Source organism: uncultured Williamsia sp., assembly GCF_947494875.1.
In the GTDB taxonomy this organism is placed as follows: domain Bacteria; phylum Actinomycetota; class Actinomycetes; order Mycobacteriales; family Mycobacteriaceae; genus Williamsia_A.
In genome coordinates this window covers 38,893-60,132 of the sequence record NZ_CANLWM010000006.1, presented here as the reverse complement: position 1 = coordinate 60,132, position 21,240 = coordinate 38,893, and the positions used below count along the sequence as shown (strand labels likewise).

The 21,240-nt window shown below is 68.4% G+C and carries 19 protein-coding genes; 13 read left to right on the top strand and 6 right to left on the bottom strand.

Going from position 1 to position 21,240, the window contains the following annotated elements:
* Positions 1-6 precede the first annotated feature (6 nt).
* The 4 genes from Q1A98_RS14550 to fabG are packed head-to-tail and all read right to left on the bottom strand — an operon-like array spanning position 7 to position 3,168.
* Positions 7-786 (bottom strand): enoyl-CoA hydratase-related protein, encoded by a 780-nt coding sequence (locus Q1A98_RS14550; protein ID WP_299574854.1) that lies wholly within the window; start codon positions 784-786, stop codon positions 7-9.
* Positions 783-1,592 carry an enoyl-CoA hydratase/isomerase family protein gene (locus Q1A98_RS14545; RefSeq protein WP_299574852.1) on the bottom strand — a complete coding sequence of 270 codons (810 nt, stop codon included), beginning with the start codon at positions 1,590-1,592 and terminating at the stop codon, positions 783-785. The genes Q1A98_RS14550 and Q1A98_RS14545 overlap by 4 nt, the downstream gene beginning before the upstream one ends.
* Positions 1,593-1,633: 41 nt before the next feature.
* Positions 1,634-2,410, bottom strand: a complete 777-nt coding sequence (locus Q1A98_RS14540) for an enoyl-CoA hydratase/isomerase family protein (protein WP_299574849.1) — start codon at positions 2,408-2,410, stop codon at positions 1,634-1,636.
* Complete coding sequence (gene fabG, locus Q1A98_RS14535; RefSeq protein ID WP_299574846.1) at positions 2,407-3,168, bottom strand: 3-oxoacyl-ACP reductase FabG; 762 nt, start codon at positions 3,166-3,168, stop codon at positions 2,407-2,409. Before fabG ends, Q1A98_RS14540 begins: the two co-directional genes overlap by 4 nt.
* Before the next feature lie 146 nt (positions 3,169-3,314).
* On the opposite strand from fabG, the gene Q1A98_RS14530 reads away from it, so the two are divergent.
* Genes Q1A98_RS14530 through Q1A98_RS14495 form a run of 8 tightly spaced genes read left to right on the top strand, consistent with a single transcriptional unit; the run spans position 3,315 to position 11,774 of the window.
* On the top strand, positions 3,315-4,112 hold the full coding sequence (locus Q1A98_RS14530) for an SDR family oxidoreductase (protein WP_299574843.1): 798 nt from the start codon (positions 3,315-3,317) through the stop codon (positions 4,110-4,112).
* A gap of 16 nt (positions 4,113-4,128) precedes the next feature.
* Positions 4,129-4,797, top strand: coding sequence for a TetR/AcrR family transcriptional regulator (locus Q1A98_RS14525; RefSeq protein WP_299574840.1), 669 nt, complete (start codon positions 4,129-4,131; stop codon positions 4,795-4,797).
* Positions 4,798-4,843: 46 nt separating this feature from the next.
* The gene (locus Q1A98_RS14520; RefSeq protein WP_299574837.1) at positions 4,844-6,001 is read left to right on the top strand and encodes an acetyl-CoA C-acetyltransferase; all 1,158 of its coding nucleotides are present in this window, start codon (positions 4,844-4,846) and stop codon (positions 5,999-6,001) included.
* Positions 5,998-7,146, top strand: a complete 1,149-nt coding sequence (locus tag Q1A98_RS14515; protein WP_299574834.1) for an acyl-CoA dehydrogenase family protein — start codon at positions 5,998-6,000, stop codon at positions 7,144-7,146. The genes Q1A98_RS14520 and Q1A98_RS14515 overlap by 4 nt, the downstream gene beginning before the upstream one ends.
* A gap of 9 nt (positions 7,147-7,155) precedes the next feature.
* Positions 7,156-8,007 (top strand): CoA ester lyase, encoded by an 852-nt coding sequence (locus Q1A98_RS14510; protein WP_299574831.1) that lies wholly within the window; start codon positions 7,156-7,158, stop codon positions 8,005-8,007.
* Positions 8,004-9,035 carry an acyl dehydratase gene (locus Q1A98_RS14505; RefSeq protein ID WP_299574828.1) on the top strand — a complete coding sequence of 344 codons (1,032 nt, stop codon included), beginning with the start codon at positions 8,004-8,006 and terminating at the stop codon, positions 9,033-9,035. Before Q1A98_RS14510 ends, Q1A98_RS14505 begins: the two co-directional genes overlap by 4 nt.
* A gap of 34 nt (positions 9,036-9,069) precedes the next feature.
* Positions 9,070-10,227 (top strand): acyl-CoA dehydrogenase family protein, encoded by a 1,158-nt coding sequence (locus tag Q1A98_RS14500; RefSeq protein ID WP_299574825.1) that lies wholly within the window; start codon positions 9,070-9,072, stop codon positions 10,225-10,227.
* A gap of 17 nt (positions 10,228-10,244) precedes the next feature.
* Positions 10,245-11,774: a carboxyl transferase domain-containing protein gene (locus Q1A98_RS14495; RefSeq protein WP_299574823.1), complete on the top strand. Its 1,530-nt coding sequence runs from the start codon at positions 10,245-10,247 to the stop codon at positions 11,772-11,774.
* 2 nt (positions 11,775-11,776) lie between these two features.
* On the opposite strand, the gene Q1A98_RS14490 is transcribed toward Q1A98_RS14495, so the two are convergent.
* Both Q1A98_RS14490 and Q1A98_RS14485 read right to left on the bottom strand, forming a co-directional pair.
* The gene (locus tag Q1A98_RS14490; RefSeq protein WP_299575365.1) at positions 11,777-13,090 is read right to left on the bottom strand and encodes an FAD-dependent oxidoreductase; all 1,314 of its coding nucleotides are present in this window, start codon (positions 13,088-13,090) and stop codon (positions 11,777-11,779) included.
* Positions 13,091-13,184: 94 nt separating this feature from the next.
* Positions 13,185-14,345 carry an acyl-CoA dehydrogenase family protein gene (locus tag Q1A98_RS14485; RefSeq protein ID WP_299574820.1) on the bottom strand — a complete coding sequence of 387 codons (1,161 nt, stop codon included), beginning with the start codon at positions 14,343-14,345 and terminating at the stop codon, positions 13,185-13,187.
* Positions 14,346-14,534: 189 nt separating this feature from the next.
* Between Q1A98_RS14485 and Q1A98_RS14480 the strand changes: the two genes are divergently transcribed.
* From Q1A98_RS14480 to Q1A98_RS14460, 5 genes are all read left to right on the top strand, one after another.
* Entirely contained in the window at positions 14,535-15,965 is a 1,431-nt protein-coding gene (locus Q1A98_RS14480) for an ABC transporter substrate-binding protein/permease (protein ID WP_299574817.1), read from the top strand.
* Between the two features lie 185 nt (positions 15,966-16,150).
* Positions 16,151-16,654, top strand: coding sequence for a nuclear transport factor 2 family protein (locus tag Q1A98_RS14475; RefSeq protein WP_299574814.1), 504 nt, complete (start codon positions 16,151-16,153; stop codon positions 16,652-16,654).
* Positions 16,655-16,786: 132 nt separating this feature from the next.
* Positions 16,787-17,779: an acyl-ACP desaturase gene (locus tag Q1A98_RS14470; RefSeq protein WP_299574811.1), complete on the top strand. Its 993-nt coding sequence runs from the start codon at positions 16,787-16,789 to the stop codon at positions 17,777-17,779.
* Between the two features lie 88 nt (positions 17,780-17,867).
* The gene (dusB, locus tag Q1A98_RS14465; protein ID WP_299575364.1) at positions 17,868-19,001 is read left to right on the top strand and encodes a tRNA dihydrouridine synthase DusB; all 1,134 of its coding nucleotides are present in this window, start codon (positions 17,868-17,870) and stop codon (positions 18,999-19,001) included.
* Between the two features lie 65 nt (positions 19,002-19,066).
* Positions 19,067-21,199, top strand: coding sequence for an LCP family protein (locus Q1A98_RS14460; protein WP_299574808.1), 2,133 nt, complete (start codon positions 19,067-19,069; stop codon positions 21,197-21,199).
* The last annotated feature ends 41 nt before the right edge of the window (positions 21,200-21,240 follow it).

Genomic DNA, 21,240 nt, shown 5'->3' with positions numbered 1-21,240 from the left:
CATTTCTCAGCGACCTGTGAAGGTCGGTTGTCGTCGGGCGACGAACGCGGCTGCGCCCTCGCCGAAGTCCTCGCTGTCGAAGAGTCGGACCTGGTGGTCGATCTCGATGTCGAGGACATCGAGCCGGTCGCGACGGGGGCCACCGAGGATCGACTTGATGGTGCGCAGGGCCAGTGGGGGCCCGGCCGCCATACGCCGCGCGTCCGACATCGCCTGTGTCAGTGCCTGACCGGGCTCGCTCGTCGCGTCGACCAGGCCGATCCGTTCGGCCTCGTCACCGCGGACACGTCGAGGGAACATGAGCAGCTGGCGGGCGGCGGCCGGTCCGACACGGTCGGGCAGGCTCGAGAAGATGCCCATGTCACCGGCGAGTCCCACGCCGGTGAAGGTCGTCCCGAAGATGCTGTCCGTCGACGCGACGACCCGATCGCACGCCAGCGCGAGTGCGGTGCCGGCGCCGAACGCCGCGCCCTCGACCGCGGCGACGACGGGTGTCGGACCGGTCCAGATGGCGCGGATCACGCGCTGTGCGGCCTCGGCACGCGGCCTCGAATGCTCCGGTGGCATCCGTTCCATCGTCGCGATGTCACCGCCGGAACAGAACGTGCCGCCGGACCCGGTGAGCACGATCGCGCGGATCGACCTGTCGGCCATCGCCGTCTCGATCGCGTCGGCGAGTGCGACCCGCAACGGGATGTCGATCGCATTGCGCACGTGGGGGCGGTTCAGCGTGATGACTCGCACGACGCCGTCGTCGGCGGTGAGGACCGGGGCTGCGTCGGTCATCGTCCCGTGAACTCCGGCGTGCGGCGACTCAGCACGGCGGCGAGACCCTCGAGCGAGTCGGCGGTACCCGACAGCTCCGAGACCGTGCGCGCCTCTTCAGGCAGCTGGCCGGCGACGCCGGATCCGACACCAGCCCACACCAGGCGTTTCGTCGCGGCCAGGGCGAGCGGGGCACTGCGCGCCAGCGACGACGCCATCTGGGAGACCGTCGAATCGAGGTCACCGTCGGCGGTGATAGTCGTGATCAACCCGGCCGCGAGTGCATCAGCGGCGGTGAGGATCTCGTTCGTCAGAAGGATCGACATCGCCCGGCGCAGCCCGACGAGGTGTGTGAGGGTCACCGTGACGCCGGCGTCGGGAGCCATCCCGACCCGCACGGCGCCCGAGAAGAACCTCGACGACTCCGCGGCCACGACCAGGTCGGAGGCGCACACGAGCCCGAACCCACCACCGCCGGCAGCGTATCCGTGCACCTGCGCGATCACCGGCACCTTGAGGGCGATGATCGCCGAGGTCGCGATCTGCAGCCACGCGGTCGCCTCGCGAAGGTACTCGGGCAGGTCGGCGCCTTTCGACTCGAAGGTCTTGACGTCACCACCCGTGCAGAAGTTGCGACCCTCCCCCGAGATGACCACCACACGTACGCCCGGTTCTGCGTGCGCTCGCAGGACGGCGGCGTGCAGGGCGATCAACAGGCCCACATCCATGCCGTTCGACGCCTCGGGACGGTTCAGGCGCAACCTCGCGACGCCGTCGTTGTCGAGATCGAGCAGCACGGGGCCGGAATCGATCAGATGTGTCGTCATCATCGTCTCCTCGACGGGGAAGTCTGGGATCGAGCGGGTCGTCATCGCCGGGCGAAGGCGTCCACGCCGGATGCACCGGCCTCGCCGCCGATGTGGGCGACAACCGCGTCGCGCTCCGCGGCCAGCCCGTGGGCGAGGGGCATCGCTGCACCCGTACGGATCAGTGTCTTAATGCCGCACAGCGCATCCCGCCGATGTCCCGCAAGCGCCGCGAGGAAGTCTGCGACGTCCTCGTCGAAGGTCTCGGCGGGAAAGCATCGGTAGGCCAGACCCCAGTCCACCGCCTGCTGTCCGCGAAGACGATCGCCGGTCAACATGTGTCCCATTGCCCGGTGCATCCCGACTGCGCGCGGGAATCGCTGCGACCCCCCGCCCCCGGGGATCTGGCCGTACCGCACGTGGTTGTCGGCCATCACCGCCTCACTCGACACGACCGAGATGTCCACCGCAGCCATCAGTTCGAACCCCCCCGCCATCGCAAACCCCTCGACGACCGCGACCACCGGTACCTCGATCTCGGCGATGAGCGCACATGCGGCACCGAATCGGTCGAACAACGGCATCAAGGCGTCGGGACCTCCTTCCCGGAGGCGCTGCACCTCGTCGAAATCGCCGCCCACGCAGAAGTTCCCACCTCGTCCGCGGATCACGATGACCGAGACCTCCGAGTCGCCGGACAGGTCGTCCAGTGCGCGGGTGAGCTCGGTGCCGAGTTCGATCGAGATGGCGTTCATGACGTCCGGCCGGTTCAGCCAGATCCGGCCCAGGGCACCCTCGCGCTCCACCTCGACCGTCGCCTCCGACGCTGCTGCGCTCACATGAACCGCCCCCCGCCCACCTCGAGGACCGCTCCGGTCATGTATCCGGAGAGGTCCGAGGCGAGGAAGAGGACCACGTTCGCGACCTCTCCCGGCTCACCCGCCCGTCGCATGGGGATCGCGGCCTCACGCTCGGCGAAGACCGCAGGATCCATCGCCGCGGTCATCGGGGTCCGGATGAGGCCGGGCTGCACCGCGTGGATCCGCACGTTGTGGTGGGCGACCTCTTTGGCGGCCGCCTTCGTGAGGCCGACGATGCCCGCCTTGGCCGCGCTGTAGTTGCTCTGCCCCGGGTTGCCCGACTTCCCCGACAGCGAGGAGATGTTGACGATGGATCCGCTCTTCGCGTCACGCATCACCGCCGACGCGGCGCGGACACCGAGCCACGTGCCGCGCAGGTGGACGGTGATCACGGAGTCGAAGTCGTCGATCGACATCCTCTTCGTCGACGCGTCGCGCGTGATGCCGGCGTTGTAGACGAACGTGTCGAGGCGCCCGAACCGGTCGACGGTCCCCCGCACGAGTTCGGCGACGCCACCCTCGTCGGTGACGTCGGGCGCATGGGCGATCGCGCGCTCCCCGATCGCCTCCGCCGCGGCAGCAGCGGCGTCGGGATCGATGTCGGACACGACCACCGATGCCCCGTGTGCGTGCAGTGTTCGCGCGATCTCACGACCGATGCCCTGTCCCGCGCCGGTGACCACGGCGGTTCGACCGGCGAGGAGCGTCGTGGGCGGCACGGTGTCCACGGTGCTCACGCGAGGAGCCGGGTGACGGCCCCGGCGCCACGATCATCGGACATTTTCACTCGAACTCCCGTCGACACGGTGTAGGTTTCGAATCGAAAGTAGATTAGATTTTTCATCGAGTCAACACCCCCGACCTCCCAGGGAAGGACCACAGGATGGATCTCGGACTCACCGACGCACGGGTGCTCGTCACCGGCGGCGGGTCGAACATCGGGCGCGGGATCGTGCACGGCTACGCCCGTGAGGGCAGCCGGATCGTCATCTCCGACATCGACGGACCGCAAGCCGAGAAGGTCCGCGACGAGGCCCTCGCGTTGGGCGCGTCCCAGGTCGAGGTCGTCGCCGGCGACCTCACCGTCGCCGGGGTGGCCGAGTCCGCGGTCGCCGCGGCCGCGGTGTCCTGGGGCGGCCTCGACGTCCTGGTCAACAACGCGGGGTGGAGTGTCCCCGGATTCCTCACCGACGACGTGGACCGCGATCGCTGGCAGAAGACGGTCGAGATCAACTTCTTCACCGCCATCGCCGCGACGCAGGCTGCGCTGACACCGATGATCACGGCGAAGAAGGGATCCATCGTCTTCATCGCGAGCGACTCCGCGTTCGGCCAGATCCGCCAGGCCGTCTACGGCGCCACCAAGGCCGCCGTCGTCGCCCTCGCGCGGACGACCGCCAAGGAACAGGGGCGCAACGGGATCCGCTCGAACATCATCTGCCCGGGCCTGGTGATCCCCGAGGGGCCAGAGGCGGTCGGCGCCGCGAGCCTCTGGTCGGTGGGTCAGGACGCGGTGTTCGACGACAACCAGATCGCCTTCCTGCAGAAGGACACACCGCTGCGGCGCCTCACCACCGCCGAGGACGTGGCGTCCTCGGTGCTGTGGATCTCCTCCGATCGGGCCGCACGCCAGGTGACCGGACAGATGTTCTCGGTCAGCGGTGGCTACACGATGCCCTGAGTCGGCCACCGTGACGATGTCGCATGTCCCCGACGACCTCGCCGGGCCCGAGGATCCAGACGACGGTGCCCAGGGGCGCGGCCGCGGAACCCGGGCACGGATACTCGCCGCGACCGCCGCGTCGCTGAGTGAGCGCGGTTACGCGGCGACCACCCTGGGTTGCATCGCGCGCGTCGCCGGAATCAACCCGCCGGGGCTATATCACTACTTCTCGTCCCGCGAGGAATTGATCGCCGAGGTGATCGGCACCGGCCAGCGCGTCGTCCTCGACCACGTGACCGACGAACTCCGCCGTGCCGGTCCGGCCGCCGATGCGATGGATCGGATCGCGACCGCGGTCGAGGCACACCTTCGCGTGGAACTCGAACTGTCCGATTTCGCGCGGGCCGTGACCCGCAATGCCGGACAGGTCCCGGATGTCGTCGCCTCCGCCGCACACGACGGGAGCGAGGCATACCACCACCTGTGGCGGGAACTGCTCGACGCCGCCGCGGAATCCGGGCAGGTCGGCGACGATCTCGACCTCGGAGTGGCCCGCATGCTCGTCGTGGGCGCGTTGAACTGGACCACGGAGTGGTGGGGATCCGCCGCGACGGACGACATGGAGACCTTGATGCGGACTGCGCGATCATTCGTCTGCCACGGCCTCGCCGGAGGCCAGGAGACGGGCGTGACCCGAGTTTGAATCTGTGTTAAATTCTAATCCACATTCATTCGAGGAGGTCCAGTCCATGCCCGAGGCATACATCGTCGACGCCACGCGCACCCCTGTCGGACGTCGAGGTGGCGGGTTCTCCGACGTTCACCCCGCGGACATGGCGGCGCATGTGATCTCCACGCTGACCGAGCGCAATCCGTTCGATCCGGCCGCGATCGACGACGTCATACTCGGGTGTCTCGACAACATCGGTGCGCAGGCGGGCGACATCGCGCGCACCGCCGCCCTCGCCGCGGGCCTGCCGGAGACCGTGCCCGGGGTGACCATCGATCGCCAGTGCGGTTCGGCCCAGCAGGCGGTGCATTTCGCCGCTCAGGGCGTGATGAGCGGTACCGCGGACCTGATCGTCGCCGGCGGCGTGCAGAAGATGAGCCAGTTCCCCATCCTCTCCGCGTTCGGCGCCGGTGCGCCCTACGACTCCGTGGATCCCTGGACGGGATCGACCGGATGGGCGGAGCGGTACGGGGACGAGGAGATCTCCCAGTTCCGCGGTGCCGAGCTCATCGCCGAACGGTGGGGGATCACCCGGGCCGACAGCGAGGCGTTCGCCTATCGCAGCCACCGTCGCGCCCTCGACGCCATCGCCGCGGGCCGCTTCGACCGTGAGATCACGCCGTTCGCGGGCATCGACACCGACGAGGGTCCCCGCGCCGACACGACGCCCGAGAAGATGGCGGGACTGAAAACCCTCACCCCCGGCGGCACACTCACCGCCGCGGCAGCCAGCCAGATCTCCGACGGCGCCGCCACACTGCTGATCGCCTCGGAGTCGGCCGTCGAGCGCTTCGGGTTCGTTCCCCGCGCCCGGATCCACCACATGTCGGTGCTCGGCTCCGATCCGGTCATGATGCTGACCGCTCCGATCCCGGCAACCCAGCACGCGCTGAAGAAGACCGGGATGACCATCGACCAGATCGACGTGGTCGAGATCAACGAGGCGTTCGCTCCCGTGGTCCTCGCATGGCTGGCCGACATCGGCGCCGACGACGCGCGGGTGAACCCCAACGGCGGCGCCATCGCCCTCGGCCACCCGATCGGGTGCACCGGGGCTCGCCTGATGACCTCGCTCCTGCACGAACTCGAGCGCACCGGCGGACGCTACGGACTGCAGACGATGTGCGAGGGCGGCGGACAGGCCAACGTCACCATCATCGAGAGGCTCGACGCGTGATCCGCGACCTGTACACCGAGGACCATGAGCTCTATCGCGAGTCGGTACGCGACTTCCTCGCCCATGAGGTGGCGCCGAACAAGGACAAGTGGGACGAGGCGCGGTGGATCGACCGCGAGGTGTTCGCCCGCGCGGCCGCCCAGGGCCTCTACGCGATCCAGGTACCCGAGGAGTACGGGGGCAGCGGCGAACCCGATTACCGCTACCGCATGGTCGTGTGCGAGGAGATCGCCCGTGTCAACGCCCTGTCGTTCGGCCTCACCGTCGCCCTGCAGGACGATCTCGTCCTGGCCTACCTGTTGGGTCTCACCAACGAGGAGCAGAAGAAGCGGTGGTTGCCGGGCTTCACCGCCGGTGAGCTGATCGGTGCGTTGGCGATGACCGAGCCCGGTACCGGAAGCGACCTGAAGAGCATCGCCACCACCGCGGTCCGCGACGGTGACAACTGGATCATCAACGGGCAGAAGACCTTCATCTCCAGCGGGATCATGGCCGATCTCGTGGTCCTGGCCGTGCGCACCCGCGCGGACGCCGGCTCACACGGACTGAGTCTCTTCGTGGTGGAACGGGACACACCGGGTTTCGAGCGAGGACGCAAGCTCGACAAGATCGGCCTGCCGGGCCAGGACACCGCCGAACTCTTCTTCGACGACGCCGTCGTGCCCGCCGCGAACATGCTCGGTGAGGAGGGCCGTGGGATGCACTACCTCATGGGACACCTCCCGCGGGAACGCCTCGGGGTCAGTGCGATGGCCATCGCGACGTCCGCCGCGATGCTCGACACGACCATCGAGTACTGCAAGACCCGAAGGGCATTCGGGCAGCCGATCGCCGATTTCCAGCACGTCTCGTTCGAACTCGCGGAGATGGCCACGGAGGTCGACGTCGCCCGCGCCTACGTCGACCGGTCGGTGCTGGCGTACAACGCCGGCCAGTTGACCGCGGTCGACGCCGCCAAGGGAAAGTGGTACGTCAGCGAGCTGCAAAAGCGTGTCGTCGATCGGTGCCTGCAGCTGCACGGCGGTTATGGCTTCATGGCCGAGTACGCGGTCGGACGCGCCTACCTCGACACCCGCGTCCAGACCATCTACGGCGGGACGACGGCGATCATGAAACAGATCATCGGCCGCGACCTGATCGGATAGGAAACGTCCATGTCCCGTCCACGCCGCGCCGTGCTCGTCGCACCGGTATCCAGCGAGCGCATGGCGCGCAGGGCACTGTCGACCGTGGTCGACGAGGTGGTCCTCGACCTCGAGGACGCGGTCACGCCGGCCGGCAAGGACGAGGCGCGCGCAGCGCTGGCCGGCCTGGTCTCCGCGGGGATCGCCGATCCCCACCGCAGCGCGACGATCAATATCCGCGTCAACGCGCGGACCACACGATGGCACGACGACGACATGTCGACCGTCGGATCCCTCAGGGGGCTGTCGGGGGTGGTGGTACCGAAGGTCGAATCAGCCGACGACGTACTCGCCGTCGCGGCCCGCCTCGATGATCCGGACATCGGGGTCACGGCGCTGGTGGAGACGGCCCGTGGGATCGAGAACGTCGGAGCCATCTGCGCGGCGTCACCCCGACTCGACGCTGTCGTGATCGGCTACGCCGATCTCGGCGCCGAGATCGGCCGCTCCCCCACCGCACCACCCGAAGTCTGGCTGCGCGTACAGGATTCGGTGCTCCTGGCAGCGCGCGCCGCGGGTGTCGCGGTGATCGACGGTCCATACCTCGGCGTCACCGATGACGGCGACTTCCGCCGATCGACCGCATGGGTGCGCGATCTCGGTTTCGACGGGAAGTGGGTCATCCATCCCGCCCAGATCGCCACCGTCACGGCCGCCTTCACCCCTGACGACGACGCGGTGTCGCGCGCCGAGCGGGTCCTCGCCGCGCTCGCCGACTCGGAGGGCGTCGGGGCCGGTGCGGTCGCGATGGACGGGATGATGCTCGACGAGGCCGTGGCCGTCGCCGCCCGGCGTGTCCTGACCCGGGCGGGTCGCTCGTGACAGCCTCCGCGACCGGGAGCGGACCGACCGACGTCGGGGGGCCGTACTTCGACGACTTCGAGGTGGGCCACCGGTTCGATGCCGCGCCGTCGGTCACGTTCACCGACGGACTGGCCGCCGTGCACCAGTCGATCCTCGGTGACCGGATGCGACTGCCAGTCGATGCGCATCTCTCACGACGTGTCGGCGGCGGGGCGGCGTTCGTGCACCCAGGACTCGTGTGCGACATGGCGATCGGACAGTCGACCCTGGCGACACACCACGTGCGCGCCAACCTGTTCTACCGCGGTCTACGGATGCTGGGCGCGCCGAGGATCGGCGACACACTCACCACGGTCACCACGGTGGTCGGACTGCGGGAGAACTCGGCGAAGGCCGGCCGAGCCCCGACCGGTCTCGCCGCGCTGCACATCGAGTCGCACGACCAATCCGGGCGCCGCATCCTCGACTTCCACCGGTGCGCGATGTTGCCGTTCTCTCCCGATCACGGCGGAACCGGACCGCAGGGCCATCGTCACGACGACGACCTCTCGGTGATCGGACGTGATCGCGAGACCGATACGCGGCCCGACCTGACGGACTACGACCTGGCGGCCTTCCGCGCCGCCGCTCCCGGTGACCACTTCCGATCCGACCTGCTCGGTCGGGTGTTCCGGAGCAGTGGCGACGTCGTCTCCGGCGCACCCGAACTCGCCCGCGCAACACTGAACATCGCGGCGACGCACCATGATGCGCGCGCGACAGGGCACCGTCTGGTCTACGGCGGACACACCATCGGTGTCGCGCTCGCTCAGGCCACACGCGCACTCCCCGACATCGTCACCGTCACCCGATGGGAGTCCTGCGAGCACCTGGGGCCCGTGCGCGAGGGCGACACCCTCAGCAGCGAGCTGACCGTCACCGCATGCTCACCCGAGCCACAGGGCGGCGGCACCGCCGACCTCCGGTCGATCGTCCACGCCCACGACGCGGGATCCGATTCCCCGCGAGCGGTTCTCGACTGGTCGTTCACCGTGCTGCTCGCCTGACCCCACCGGCCGTCGACACCAGAGAGGACACACCATGACCACATTGAGCGAGGACGAACGTCAGATCGTCGACGCGGTACGCGACTGGGTCGACAAGGAGGTGCTGCCGGTCGTCCACGACCTCGAGCAGTCCAACACCTATCCCGAGGACCTCATCGAACAGATGAAGGAGATGGGGATCTACGGCCTCGCCATCCCCGAGCCGTACGGCGAGGCGCCGGTGAGCATGCCCTGCTACGCGATGGTGACCGAGGAGCTGGCGCGTGGCTGGATGAGCCTGTCCGGGGCGATGGGCGGCCACACCGTCGTCGCGAAACTGTTGCTGGCCTTCGGTACCGACGAGCAGAAGCAGCACTACCTCCCGCGGATGGCCACCGGTGAGATCCGGGCCACGATGGCACTGACCGAGCCCGGCGGCGGCTCCGACCTGCAGGCGATGACGACCGTCGCCCGGCGTGAGGGGGACGATTTCGTGATCAACGGGGCCAAGACCTGGATCAGCAATGCGCGTCGCTCGCAGGTGATCGCCCTTCTGTGCAAGACCGATCCCGCGGCCACCCCCAAGCACAAGGGCATCAGCATCCTGCTGGTCGAGCACGGCCCAGGGCTGACCGTGTCCCGTGACCTGCCCAAGCTGGGTTACAAGGGCGTCGAGAGCTGCGAGTTGTCCTTCGACGACTACCGGACCGCCGGCTCCTCCGTGCTGGGTGGCGTCGAGGGCAAGGGTTTCGCGCAGATGATGAAGGGCCTCGAGACCGGGCGGATCCAGGTGGCCGCGCGCGCGCTCGGGGTGGGCAGGGCCGCGCTGGAGGCGGCGCTGTCGTACGCCCAGGACCGGCAGAGCTTCGGCAAGCCGATCTGGCAGCACCAGTCGGTGGGAAATCATCTGGCGGACATGGCGACGAAGCTGACCGCCGCTCGACAACTGGTGCTGTACGCGGCCGAGAAGTTCGAGGCCGGCGACCGATGCGACATGGAGGCGGGCATGGCGAAACTGTTCGCGTCGGAGGCCGCCATGGAGATCGCCATGAACGCGGTCCGCGTCCACGGCGGCTACGGCTACTCGACCGAGTACGACGTGGAGCGCTACTTCCGCGACGCCCCGCTGATGATCGTCGGCGAGGGCACCAACGAGATCCAGAAGAACGTCATCGTCTCGCAGCTCGTGGCGCGGGGCGGCATCGACAGGTGAGGACACCGCGACCCACCGTGGCCGACGTGCTCGCGGCGCACGACGCGGTGTCCGACGGCGCCCGACCGGACGCCGTCGCGCGACAACACAGACGGGGACGCCACACTGCGCGCGAGCGCATCGCCCGCCTGTCGGGCGGTCGCTTCCACGAGTTCGGCGCCCTCGCTCTCCCCGCGGAGCTCCCCGGCGGGCGTGACCCCGGGGCCGCTGTCGCCGACGGTGTCGTCACCGGTGTCGCGTACGTCGACGGTCGCCCGGTCGCCGTCGCCGCTGTCGACTTCACGGTGCTCGGCGGGAGCAACGGTGCAGTCGGGATGGCCAAGATGGAACGCTGCGTCCATCGGGCCCGCATCGACCGGATCCCTCTGGTGTTGCTCAGCGACGGGGGCGGTCACCGGATGCAGGAGGGACTCGACGCCCGCGCGGCCGCGGCCGGATCCCCCCTCTTGATGCAACTCGTCGAACTGTCCGGAGCCGTGCCCGTCGTGTCGGTGATGATGGGTCCGGGGTTCGGTGTCGGGACCAACCTGGCTGCGCTGAGCGACTTCGTCGTGATGGTGCGGGGGATCTCCACGCTGGGGATGTCGTCGTCGCCGTTCGTGGCGGCGGCGACAGGCGAGCAGATGACCAACGAGGAGATCGGTGGCGCCGACGTGCAGGCCGGCAACGGCGTCGCCGACCTCGCTGCGGACACCGAGGACGAAGCCCTCGACGCGGTGCGCGCGTTCCTCGGGTTCCTGCCCTCGAGCTGCGATCGGACGCCGCCGCGCACCGACGGTCCGCACGTCCCGGCCGACGTCGATCTCGACGCGATCGTGCCTGAGGACGGGCGCCGTCCCTACGATGTCCGAGACGTGATCGACGGTCTGTGCGATGCCGAGTCGGTGCTCGAGCTCCGTGAACTCCACGCGCCCAACGTGGTCACCGCGTTGACCCGGATCGCCGGTCGGCCGATCGGTGTGGTGGCGAACCAGTCGCTGCACCAGGGTGGCGCTCTCGACAGCGCGGCGTGCGAGAAGGCGGCGCATTTCATCGCGGTCTGCGACGCCTTCGGCCTCCCGATCCTGACGTTGATCGACCTCCCCGGTTTCCTCATCGGATCGGCCGCGGAATCATCGCAGTTGGCACGCCGCAGCGGTCGTCTCGCCTTCGAGCTCGGGCAGGCGACCGTGCCCCGGTTCAGCGTGGTGCTGCGCAAGGCCTACGGGGCCGCCTACGTCGCGATGGGCGGCGGGCGCAGCAACGACGCCGACCTGGCGATCGCCTGGCCGACCGCGGAGATCTGTGCGATGCCCGTCGAGGGAGCGGTCGACATCGCCTATCGGGCGGACTGGTCGACCGCCGACGATCCCGAGACGCGGCGGAGTGAGCTGATCACCGAGTTGCGGTCGAGAACCGGAGCCCTCCGAGCGGCCGAGGGCTTCGGGATCGACGACGTCGTGGTCCCTTCACAGACGCGCAACCTGCTCATCGAGGCGATGAGCCGGGTGCCGGACCGGCACCCGGCTCGCCCCGTGCACAGATTCCGGGCGATCTCGCCGATCTGACCTCAGCGCGCGGCGGGAACCGGATACGACGCAGCGACGGCGTCGACGACGATCTTCGCGGTCTCGGCACACGCTGTGGTGCCGCCGTTGGCATATTCCTTCACCGCGTCCCCGACGTTCCACAACCCCTCGATCGGTGTCGTGTTCGACAGGTCGAATCCGGACACCGCGCGCTGAGGGGGCCATTCGTCACGGGTCACGGCGATCGACAGGATCGTCGCCCGGTCGTCGAACCCGTGGATCTTCTCGCGCAGATCCTCGAGGACGAGGGCCACTTCGGCGTCAGAGTCGAAATCACCCACCGACGGTTCCGGGATCGCCCCGCCCACATAGAGATTCCAGCCTGCCGGAGCCATCTCGGGGCAGGTCTCGGTGAAGGCTGCGATGTAGGCCAGACGCCTCGAGGACGCGAAGCTCAGCATCCCGGGGACGTCGACGAGACGTTCGCGACTGGCGAAGTTGACCGCGATCATCGAGCAGGGACGGTCGGCCGTACGGACCTCGTCGACGTACGCCTCCGGCAGCGCCTCGGATCCCACGAGGTCGACTGTGGCGGCCGGACCGACGTCACTGATGACGACAGGGGACGTGACGTCGATGTCGCGACCGTCGTGATGCACGCGGATCCCGGTCACCGCACCGTTCTCCGTGGTGATGGCGCGCACCGGGCTCGACATCCAGATCTCCCCGCCGTCGCGCTCGACGGCGGCGGCCAGCGCCTGCCAGACCCCGATCGTGCCACCAGGGTGGAAGCCGAACTTCTTGAACGCGCTCTTCCGCGTGAAATAGGTGAGGAAGACCTTCGCGGGGAGTTCCGTGGAGCTGACGGCGAACACCGATGCGCACATGTTGCGGAAGATCCCGTGAACGCCCTCGTTGGTGGTGTACTTCGACACCCATTCGGCGGTCGACATCTCGTCCTCCGGCAGCCCGCTGTCGTTGCGCGCAGCCCCCAGCCCGGACACGAGCTTGGCACCCTGACGCGTGAGCTTCGACAGCAGGAATCCCCAGCCACCACCGGTCACGTCGACGGTCTTGCCCTTGATGGAGTACAGGATCGGGGGCGACGGCATCCGAATGTCGAACGGCGCCTCGACCTCGGCGAAAGTCTCCTCGGTGATGCCGCCGACCTCGATCACGATGGCCCCGTTGTTGACCTTGAAGCCGTCGATCTCGTCGGTCGACGCTCGCCCGCCGATCTTGTCGAGGGCCTCGACGACCAACGTCCGGTATCCCTTGTGCGCCAGTCGCGCGGCGGCGAACATCCCGCCCGCACCCGCGCCGACGACGACGACGTCGAAGTGTGTCGCTTCGATATCAGGGGCGGGTGTGGCGGTGCCGGTCTTCTCCGTGGTGGTCATGCGGGGTGACTCCTCTGCAGGGTGGTCGGGGCGTATGAATCGGATCGGTTCAATAGGACCGGGGCAGACCCAGCGACGTCTGGGCGACGAAGTTGAGCACCATCTCGCGGCTGACCGGTGCGGTGCGCATGAGACGCGCGACGAACCAGAGTTCGGCGAGGCCGTACTCCCGGGTGAGACCGTTGCCGCCGTGGGTCTGTATTGCTTGGTCAAGAGCCTTCAGCGAGGCTTCGGAAGCGGCGTACTTAGCGATGTTCGCGGCCTCCCCGGCGTTCTGGCCGGCGTCGAACAGTTCGGCGCTGCGCGCGGTGGCGAGCCGACCGAGCTCGACGTCGATGTGCGCGGCCGCGAGTGGGTGCGCGACACCCTGGTGGGCACCGATCGGCTCCGACCACACCTGACGGGTGCCTGCGTACTCGGCGGCCTTCGCGATCGCGTAGCGACCGATACCGCTGCTCAGTGCGCCGACGAGGATGCGCTCGGGGTTGAGCCCGGCGAAGACCTGTCGGAGGCCATTGCCCGCCTCGCCGATGAGCGCCTCGGGTCCGACACGGACGTCGTCGAGGAACACCGTGAACTGCTTGTCGGTGGAGACGATGGTCGTGTCGATCTTCTGCAGGGTGAGCCCGGGCGAATCGGTTGGGATGACGAACAGCGACAGCGCATTGCGCTCGGGAGTCGAGGCGTCGGCGTCCTTGGTCACGAGCAGCAGTGCGTCGGCCTCGTCAACCGCCGAGATGTAGTACTTGCCGCCCGAGATGACCCAACCGTCGCCGTCACGACGCGCAGTCGTCGAGAGGGCGTGGCTGTTGGATCCGGCGTCGGGTTCGGTGAGGCCGAACGCCATCTTCCTGGTGCCGTCGGCGAGTCCCGGCAGCCACGCCTGCTTCATTGCCTCGGACCCGTGGGCGTCGATGATGCAACCACAGATCGCCGGTGAGATGACCCAGATGAGCATCGGGAAGCCGTTGGCCGCCAGCTCTTCCACCACGACCACGGCCTCGGCCATGCCCCCGCCACCGCCGCCGTACTCCTCGGGCAGATGAACCCCGAGGAGTCCGGAGTCGCCGAGTTCCGTCCAGATCTCGTGGATCGACTCGTTCTCGCGGGCGCGATCCAGGAAATACGCAGCGCCATAGCGCTGGGCGATCTTGGCGACGCTCTCGCGGATCAAGGCGTGTTCGTCGCTGTCGTGGATCAAGCCGGGCATCGTGTGAACCTCCGGGTGGGGATCGACGGTGTTCGTTCTCGTTTAATTGAATATAGATAAAAATTTGTAAAACACCAGCCCTCCACATGGGACAGATCGATCTGTCCCGTACCCGCCAGACGACGGGCATGCCTGGTTGGATGAGTCATGACCTGGAGATCGTCAGCCGTCGACCGAACCCTCGGGCTCATGCTGATCGTCGTGGCGGCGGCCGCGAGTCTGTCGCTCGGAACGGTGTCGGCGTCGCCGGCCCACGCCGCCCCGTCACTCCCGACCGTCGAGCCGGGTGTCCTCACCGTCGGGACCGAGGGCACGTACGCACCCTTCACCTACCACCAGAACGGCACGGGTCCGATCACCGGTTTCGACGTCGACATCATCACCGACATCGCCGAGAAGCTCGGCCTGCGGGTGAGGTTCGTGGAGGCGAACTTCGACAGCCTGTTCCCCGCGTTGGAGGCCGGTCGCTTCGACGTCATCGCCAACCAGATCTCATACTCGGCCGAGCGCGCCGCGAAGTACGACCTGTCGCAGCCGTATGTGCAGACCGCCAGCGTGATCCTGGCGCGGTCGAACGACGACTCGATCCGGTCGGTCGGCGACCTCCGCGGGAAGACCGCGGCGCAGTCGTTGACGAGCAACTACGCGGAGATCGCGAAGTCTGCGGGTGCAGTCGTCGAGCCGGTCAGCGGTTTCGACACCGCGATCCAGCTGCTCAAACAGGGCCGCGTCCAGGCGACCGTCAACGACGAACTGACCGCGAAGAACTACTTCACCACCACCGGTGACAAGACGGTCAAGATCGCCGCGACGACACCGGATGTCAGCAGGCAGGTCTTCGCCGCGCGGAAGAACTCCGGATTGATCGCGGCCATCAACACCCAGATCGACGCGTTGCGCGCCGACGGCACCCTGGACAAGACCTACGCCAAGTACTTCGACGCCTCCGCCAGAGCCCCCAGCGCGTGGGATGTGGTGCGCAGCAACCTCGTGCCGCTGCTCAAGTCGACGGTCACCGGGACGATCCCGCTCACCGCGATCAGTTTCGTGATCGGTCTCGCGATCGCCTTGGGCGTCGCCCTGGCGCGGATGTCACCGCGACGAGTCATCTCGTCGATCGCCCGGCTCTACATCTCGATCATCCGCGGCACGCCACTGCTGGTGCAGCTGTTCATCATCTTCTTCGCACTGCCGGAACTCGGGATCGTCGTGAGCCCGTTTCCGGCCGCGATCGTCGCGTTCAGCCTCAATGTCGGCGGCTATGCGGCGGAGGTCATCCGCGCGGCCATCGGCTCCATCAACCGCGGGCAGTGGGAGGCGTCGCAGTCGTTGGGGCTGTCGCAGTGGGAGACGTTGCGATCGGTGATCCTCCCCCAGGCGGCCCGCACGGCCGTGCCGCCGCTGTCGAACGAGTTGATCTCTCTGGTCAAGGACACGTCGTTGGCATCGACGATCCTGGTGACCGAGCTGTTCCGCCAGGCCCAGAACGCGGCGGCCTCGAGCTTCGACTACCTCGCGCTCTACAGCACGGCGGCGCTGTACTACTGGGTGATCTGCCTGGCTCTGTCGTTCGTCCAGGACCGCACCGAGACCCGCCTCAGCCGTTTCGTCGCCCGCTGACCGCCACTCCCCCAGCTCCGACCGTGCAGTAGATCCCGCCCAGCGTGCGGCAGATCCCGCCGACCGGTCACGAGTGCACGCTGAAGCGGATCGACTGCACTCTCGCGGGGATCGACTGCACGCTCGACGGGTGGTTTCGGGACGCTCGGGGCCGATTTGACCAAGCGTTTGCTTAGTATCGACGCATGTCCGGTTTCACGGCCGAGGAGTTGTCCGCGGCGTTCGCACGGTTCGAGGCGACGACGGAGTCCTGCGCGGCATCCGGCGATTGGAACCCGTGGGCCGAGCAGTTCACCGTCGACGCCGACTACATCGAGCACGCGATGGGCACGATGAAGGGCCGCGAGGAGATCCGCCCCTGGATCGCCAAGACCATGGGGACGTTCCCGGGCAATCACATGGTCGCGTTCCCGTCGCTGTGGCACGTCTGCGACCCCGCAACCGCACGCGTGATCTGTGAGATCGACAACCCCATGCGCGACCCGGGTGACGGCTCGCGGGTCTCGGCCACCAACATCACGATCCTCACCTACGCCGGTGACGGGCTGTGGTCGTGCGAGGAGGACGTCTACAACCCGCTCGAGTTCGGCCAGGCCGCGATGACCTGGTGCGTTCGCGCCGAGGCGTCGGGAGCGCTCACCGACGAGGCGCGTCGCTGGATGGAGACCACGGGCAAGTTCTTCGGCTGAGACGCCCCCGGACCGAGCCCGGCGTGCCCGGTTTGGGAGGGGTCACGACACCGCGTCGACGACTTGGGTCGCCGCTGTCGCCTCCCGTAGGCTGGACCACTGTTCGCGCACGTCGTCGAGGAGGGTGGACCCATGGCACGCGAGATGACCCAGCTCGAGCTCCTGAAGGAGCTGTCGCCTGCCGCGGAGGAGAACGTCAACCGTCACCTCTCGGTGGCCAAGGACTGGAACCCGCACGACTACATCCCCTGGGACGAGGGTCAGAACTTCGCTGCCCTCGGCGGGCAGGACTGGAGCGAAGAGCAGTCGGAGCTCGGTGACGTGGCCAAGGCCGCGATGATCACCAACCTGCTGACCGAGGACAACCTCCCCTCGTACCACCGCGAGATCGCGAACAACTTCTCCACCGACGACGCATGGGGTCACTGGGTCGGTCGCTGGACCGCCGAGGAGAACCGCCACGGCCTCGCCATGCGCGACTACCTCGTGGTGACCCGTGGCGTCGATCCCGTTGCGCTCGAAGAGGCGCGCATGATCCACATGACCAACGGCTTCACCTCCGTCGGCGTCGGCGGCGATCGCGCCGACGAGGTCGAGGCCCACGGCGGCGAGCTCGGCCTCCTCTACACGGTCGCGTACGTGACGTTCCAGGAGCTCGCGACCCGCGTCAGCCACCGCAACACCGGCCGGGCCTGCAACGACCCGATCGCCGACAAGCTGCTGCAGCGCATCGCGGCCGACGAGAACCTGCACATGATCTTCTACCGCAACATCGTCGGTGCGGCGATGGACCTGACGCCGGACCAGACGCTGCGCGCGATCACCGACGTCATCTGCAACTTCCAGATGCCCGGCGCAGGCATGCCGAACTTCCGTCGCCACGGTGTGCTGATGGCCAAGCACGGCATCTACGACCTGCGCCAGCACCACGAGGAGGTCGTCATGCCGATCCTCCGCAAGCTCAACGTCTTCGACCGCGACGACTTCGGACCCGAGGGCGAGAAGGACCGCGAGCGTCTGCACGCGTTCACCGAGAAGCTCGGCGAGGACACCCTGAAGTTCGAGGAGATGCGTGACCGCGCCCTGGCCCGCGAGGCGGCCAAGCGCGAGGCCCGCGCGTCCTGACAGGAACCGTGTGACAACACTTCTCGACTCCGCGACCGCCGCACCCGACACCTCGGGCGCGGCGGTTTCGGCATCCACCCGTCCGGCGCTGCGGATAGGCCCGTTCGACCTCGCGAGCCCCGTCGTGCTCGCCCCGATGGCCGGCGTCACCAACGTCGCCTTCCGCACGCTGTGCCGCGAGCTCGAGATGGAGCGCACCGGAACGGTGTCCGGTCTGTACGTGTGCGAAATGGTAACCGCGCGTGCGCTCGTCGAGCGCCACCCGACGACGATGCACATGACGACGTTCGGCCCGACCGAGAACCCGCGGTCGATGCAGCTGTACACCGTGGACCCCGAGTACACCTACGCCGCGGCCAAGATGATCGTCGACGAGGACCTCGCCGACCACATCGACATGAACTTCGGCTGCCCGGTCCCCAAGGTGACCCGCAAGGGCGGCGGCTCGGCGATCCCCTACAAGCGGCGTCTGTTCCAGAACATCGTCGCCGCGGCGGTGCGCGCGGTGGAGGGCACCGACATCCCCGTCACGGTCAAGTTCCGGATCGGCATCGACGACGACCACCACACCCACCTCGACGCCGGGCGCATCGCAGCCGGCGAGGGCGCCAAAGCCGTTGCGCTGCATGCGCGCACCGCATCGCAGCGGTACTCCGGCGAGGCCGACTGGTCGCAGATCGCGGCGCTGAAGGAGCACGTCACCGACGTGCCCGTGCTGGGCAACGGCGACATCTTCGAGCCGACCGACGCTGTCGCGATGATGGAGCAGACCGGATGCGACGGAGTCGTGATCGGCCGTGGATGCCTCGGTCGCCCATGGCTCTTCGCCGAGCTCAGCGCGCACCTCAACGGCCTGCCCACGCCCACCCCGCCGACGCTGGGTGAGGTCGCCGACATCATCGTCCGCCACGGGCGTCTGCTCGCCGACCACCACGGCGAGGACAAGGGCATGCGGGAGATCCGCAAGCACGTCGCCTGGTATCTGCGCGGATTCCCCGTGGGGTCCGACCTCCGGCGTGACCTCGCGCTGGTCACCACCGTCGAGCAGCTGCGTGACCTCGTCGGACGTCTCGATGCCGACGCGCCGTTCCCGCAGGACGGCCACGGCCCCCGCGGACGCCAGGGCTCGCCGGCGGCGGTGGCGCTGCCCGACGGCTGGCTCGACGACCCCGACGACGACTGTGTGCCCGACGGCGCGGAGGTCATGCACTCGGGCGGATGACATGCCTGCCTTGCCAGGTTCCGCCCGTACCATGGCGTGACCCCAGCACCTGCTAGAGGAGTTCAGTGAGCGACGAGCGACCACCCGGATCCCCGGGTCCGGGCGACACCTCGCGCTCTGACGACCCCTCTCGACCCTCCGGGCGACTGAGTCGCGACGAGATCCTCCGTCGCCTCGAGCAGCCCTCCGACGAGGTGCTGCGCGAACCCACCGACCGCGGGCGCATCCCCGCGGACGGGCGTCGTCGGACCGTCGCCGACCTGCTCCGCGAGATCGAGCAGCGTGACGGCGGGTCATCGCCCTCCGCACCCGCCCCGCCTCCCGCGGCGACTCCGCGACCCGCACCGACTCCCCGGCCCACACCGGCACCGCCCGCGCCCGGTCCGACCGCACCGAGCGCGGACCGTCCGGCGACCCCCCGCCCGCCCGAGGACGCCGATCGCACGGAGACCATCCCGCCGGTCGTCGATCGGCCGCAGCCCCCTTCGAGCGGCTCCGTCCGACCGTCGACCGTCTCTCCCGATGACCCCACGACGACGATCCCGCCGGTCGTCGACACCCCGGTAGCGGAGAACGCGGACACCGGCGGCGGACGACGTCGACGGTCCGCCCGTCCTGCGGTGTTGCCCGCCAGCGGATCCCGCCTGGCCGAGGCGAACCGCCGGGCACGACGCCGTCGCACAGCGACCACCGGCGGTCGCGTCGTCGTCGCCCTCGCGTGCGTCCTGTCGCTGGTGGGCACCGGGTTCGTGTGGGGCTATCTGCGCACCACCAACGGCGGCTTCCGCACCATCACCGCAGTGAACGCCGACGACAAGAACATTCGCAACAAGGGCGCGCAGACCGGTGACCAGACCTATCTGATCGTGGGCACCGACACCCGTGCGGGACAGAACGGTCGCGTGGGCGCGGGTACCACGGCCGAGGCCGACGGAGCCCGCTCCGACACCGTCATCCTGGTGAACGTCCCGGCGAATCGCAGTCGCGTGGTGGCGGTCTCGTTCCCCCGCGACCTGGCCGTCGACCGACCCGAGTGCCGCAGCTGGGACAACAACACCGGCACCTACGGCACCGACATGGTCCCGGCGGAGACCGGCGCGAAACTGAACACCGCCTATGGCGACGGCGGCCCCGAGTGCGCGGTGAAGGTGATCCAGCAGCTCTCCGGCCTGAACATCAACCACTTCATCGCCATGGACTTCTTCGGCTTCGAACAGGTCGTGAACAAGCTCGGCGGCGTACAGGTGTGTTCGCCGACGCCGTTGTACGACTACGAACTCGGCCAGATCCTGTCGCGGCCGGGGAAGCAGATCGTCCGCGGGTCGCGGGCGCTGAACTACGTGCGCGCGCGGACCGTCGAGAGCGAGGGCAACGGCGACTACGGCCGCATCAAGCGACAGCAGCTCTTCATGTCGTCGTTGCTGCGTGGCATGTTGTCCGGCCAGGTGCTGTCGAACCCGGCGCGGCTCAACGGGATCATCAACACGTTCATTAAGTACAGCCTCGTCGACGGGATCGACACCGACAGCCTGCTGAACCTCGCGCAGTCGCTGGACGGCCTGCAGGCAGGGCGCGTCACGTTCCTCACGGTGCCGACCGCCGGCACCACCACCGACGGTTCGAACAACGAGATCCCGCGCACCGACGATATCAACGCCATCTTCGACGCGATCATCAACGACGACCCGCTGCCCGGCGAGCAGAAGGCTGCGGCCCCGCCGTCGTCGTCGCGGGCGGAGTCGTCGACACCGTCGCCGACCACCAGCGAGGCACCGACCGAGGTCACCGCCTCCGCACAGTCGCCGGAGAGCATCGGTGTGCGTGTGCTCAACGCGACCGGGACCTCGGGACTCGCGACGCGGGTGTCCGACGAGATGTCGACCAAGGGGTTCGATGTCCGCGGCGTCGCCGACGCGTCGCAGAACCAGGATCAGACCGTCGTCCGCTACGGTCCCGGCGAGCAGGCGGCTGCGGCCACCGTCGCCTCGATGATCCCCGGCGCTGTCATCCAACCCGACCGCACGGTCAAGTCGGGAATCGAGGTGTTGCTCGGCAGCCAGTTCGCCGGCTCGATCGGCGACGTCCCCACACAGGGGTCGCCGCTGCGTGTCACGCAGAACCCGCAGTCGAACGAGACCGTGGAACTGCCCAACGACCTGAGCGTCACCAACGGGGCGGACACCTCCTGCAACACGTGACCCGGTTCACCCCCCGTTCACCGCGGCACAACCGGCTGCTC

Bases quoted from the DNA above. Each gene is read 5' to 3' on its own strand.
- Q1A98_RS14550 (WP_299574854.1), bottom strand. From the start codon at position 786: ATGACCGACGCAGCCCCGGTCCTCACCGCCGACGACGGCGTCGTGCGA.
- Q1A98_RS14525 (WP_299574840.1), top strand. From the start codon at position 4,129: ATGTCGCATGTCCCCGACGACCTCGCCGGGCCCGAGGATCCAGACGAC.
- Q1A98_RS14485 (WP_299574820.1), bottom strand. From the start codon at position 14,345: ATGCCCGGCTTGATCCACGACAGCGACGAACACGCCTTGATCCGCGAG.
- Q1A98_RS14480 (WP_299574817.1), top strand. From the start codon at position 14,535: ATGCTGATCGTCGTGGCGGCGGCCGCGAGTCTGTCGCTCGGAACGGTG.
- Q1A98_RS14530 (WP_299574843.1), top strand. From the start codon at position 3,315: ATGGATCTCGGACTCACCGACGCACGGGTGCTCGTCACCGGCGGCGGG.
- Q1A98_RS14520 (WP_299574837.1), top strand. From the start codon at position 4,844: ATGCCCGAGGCATACATCGTCGACGCCACGCGCACCCCTGTCGGACGT.
- Q1A98_RS14510 (WP_299574831.1), top strand. From the start codon at position 7,156: ATGTCCCGTCCACGCCGCGCCGTGCTCGTCGCACCGGTATCCAGCGAG.
- Q1A98_RS14470 (WP_299574811.1), top strand. From the start codon at position 16,787: ATGGCACGCGAGATGACCCAGCTCGAGCTCCTGAAGGAGCTGTCGCCT.
- Q1A98_RS14500 (WP_299574825.1), top strand. From the start codon at position 9,070: ATGACCACATTGAGCGAGGACGAACGTCAGATCGTCGACGCGGTACGC.
- Q1A98_RS14475 (WP_299574814.1), top strand. From the start codon at position 16,151: ATGTCCGGTTTCACGGCCGAGGAGTTGTCCGCGGCGTTCGCACGGTTC.
- Q1A98_RS14545 (WP_299574852.1), bottom strand. From the start codon at position 1,592: ATGACGACACATCTGATCGATTCCGGCCCCGTGCTGCTCGATCTCGAC.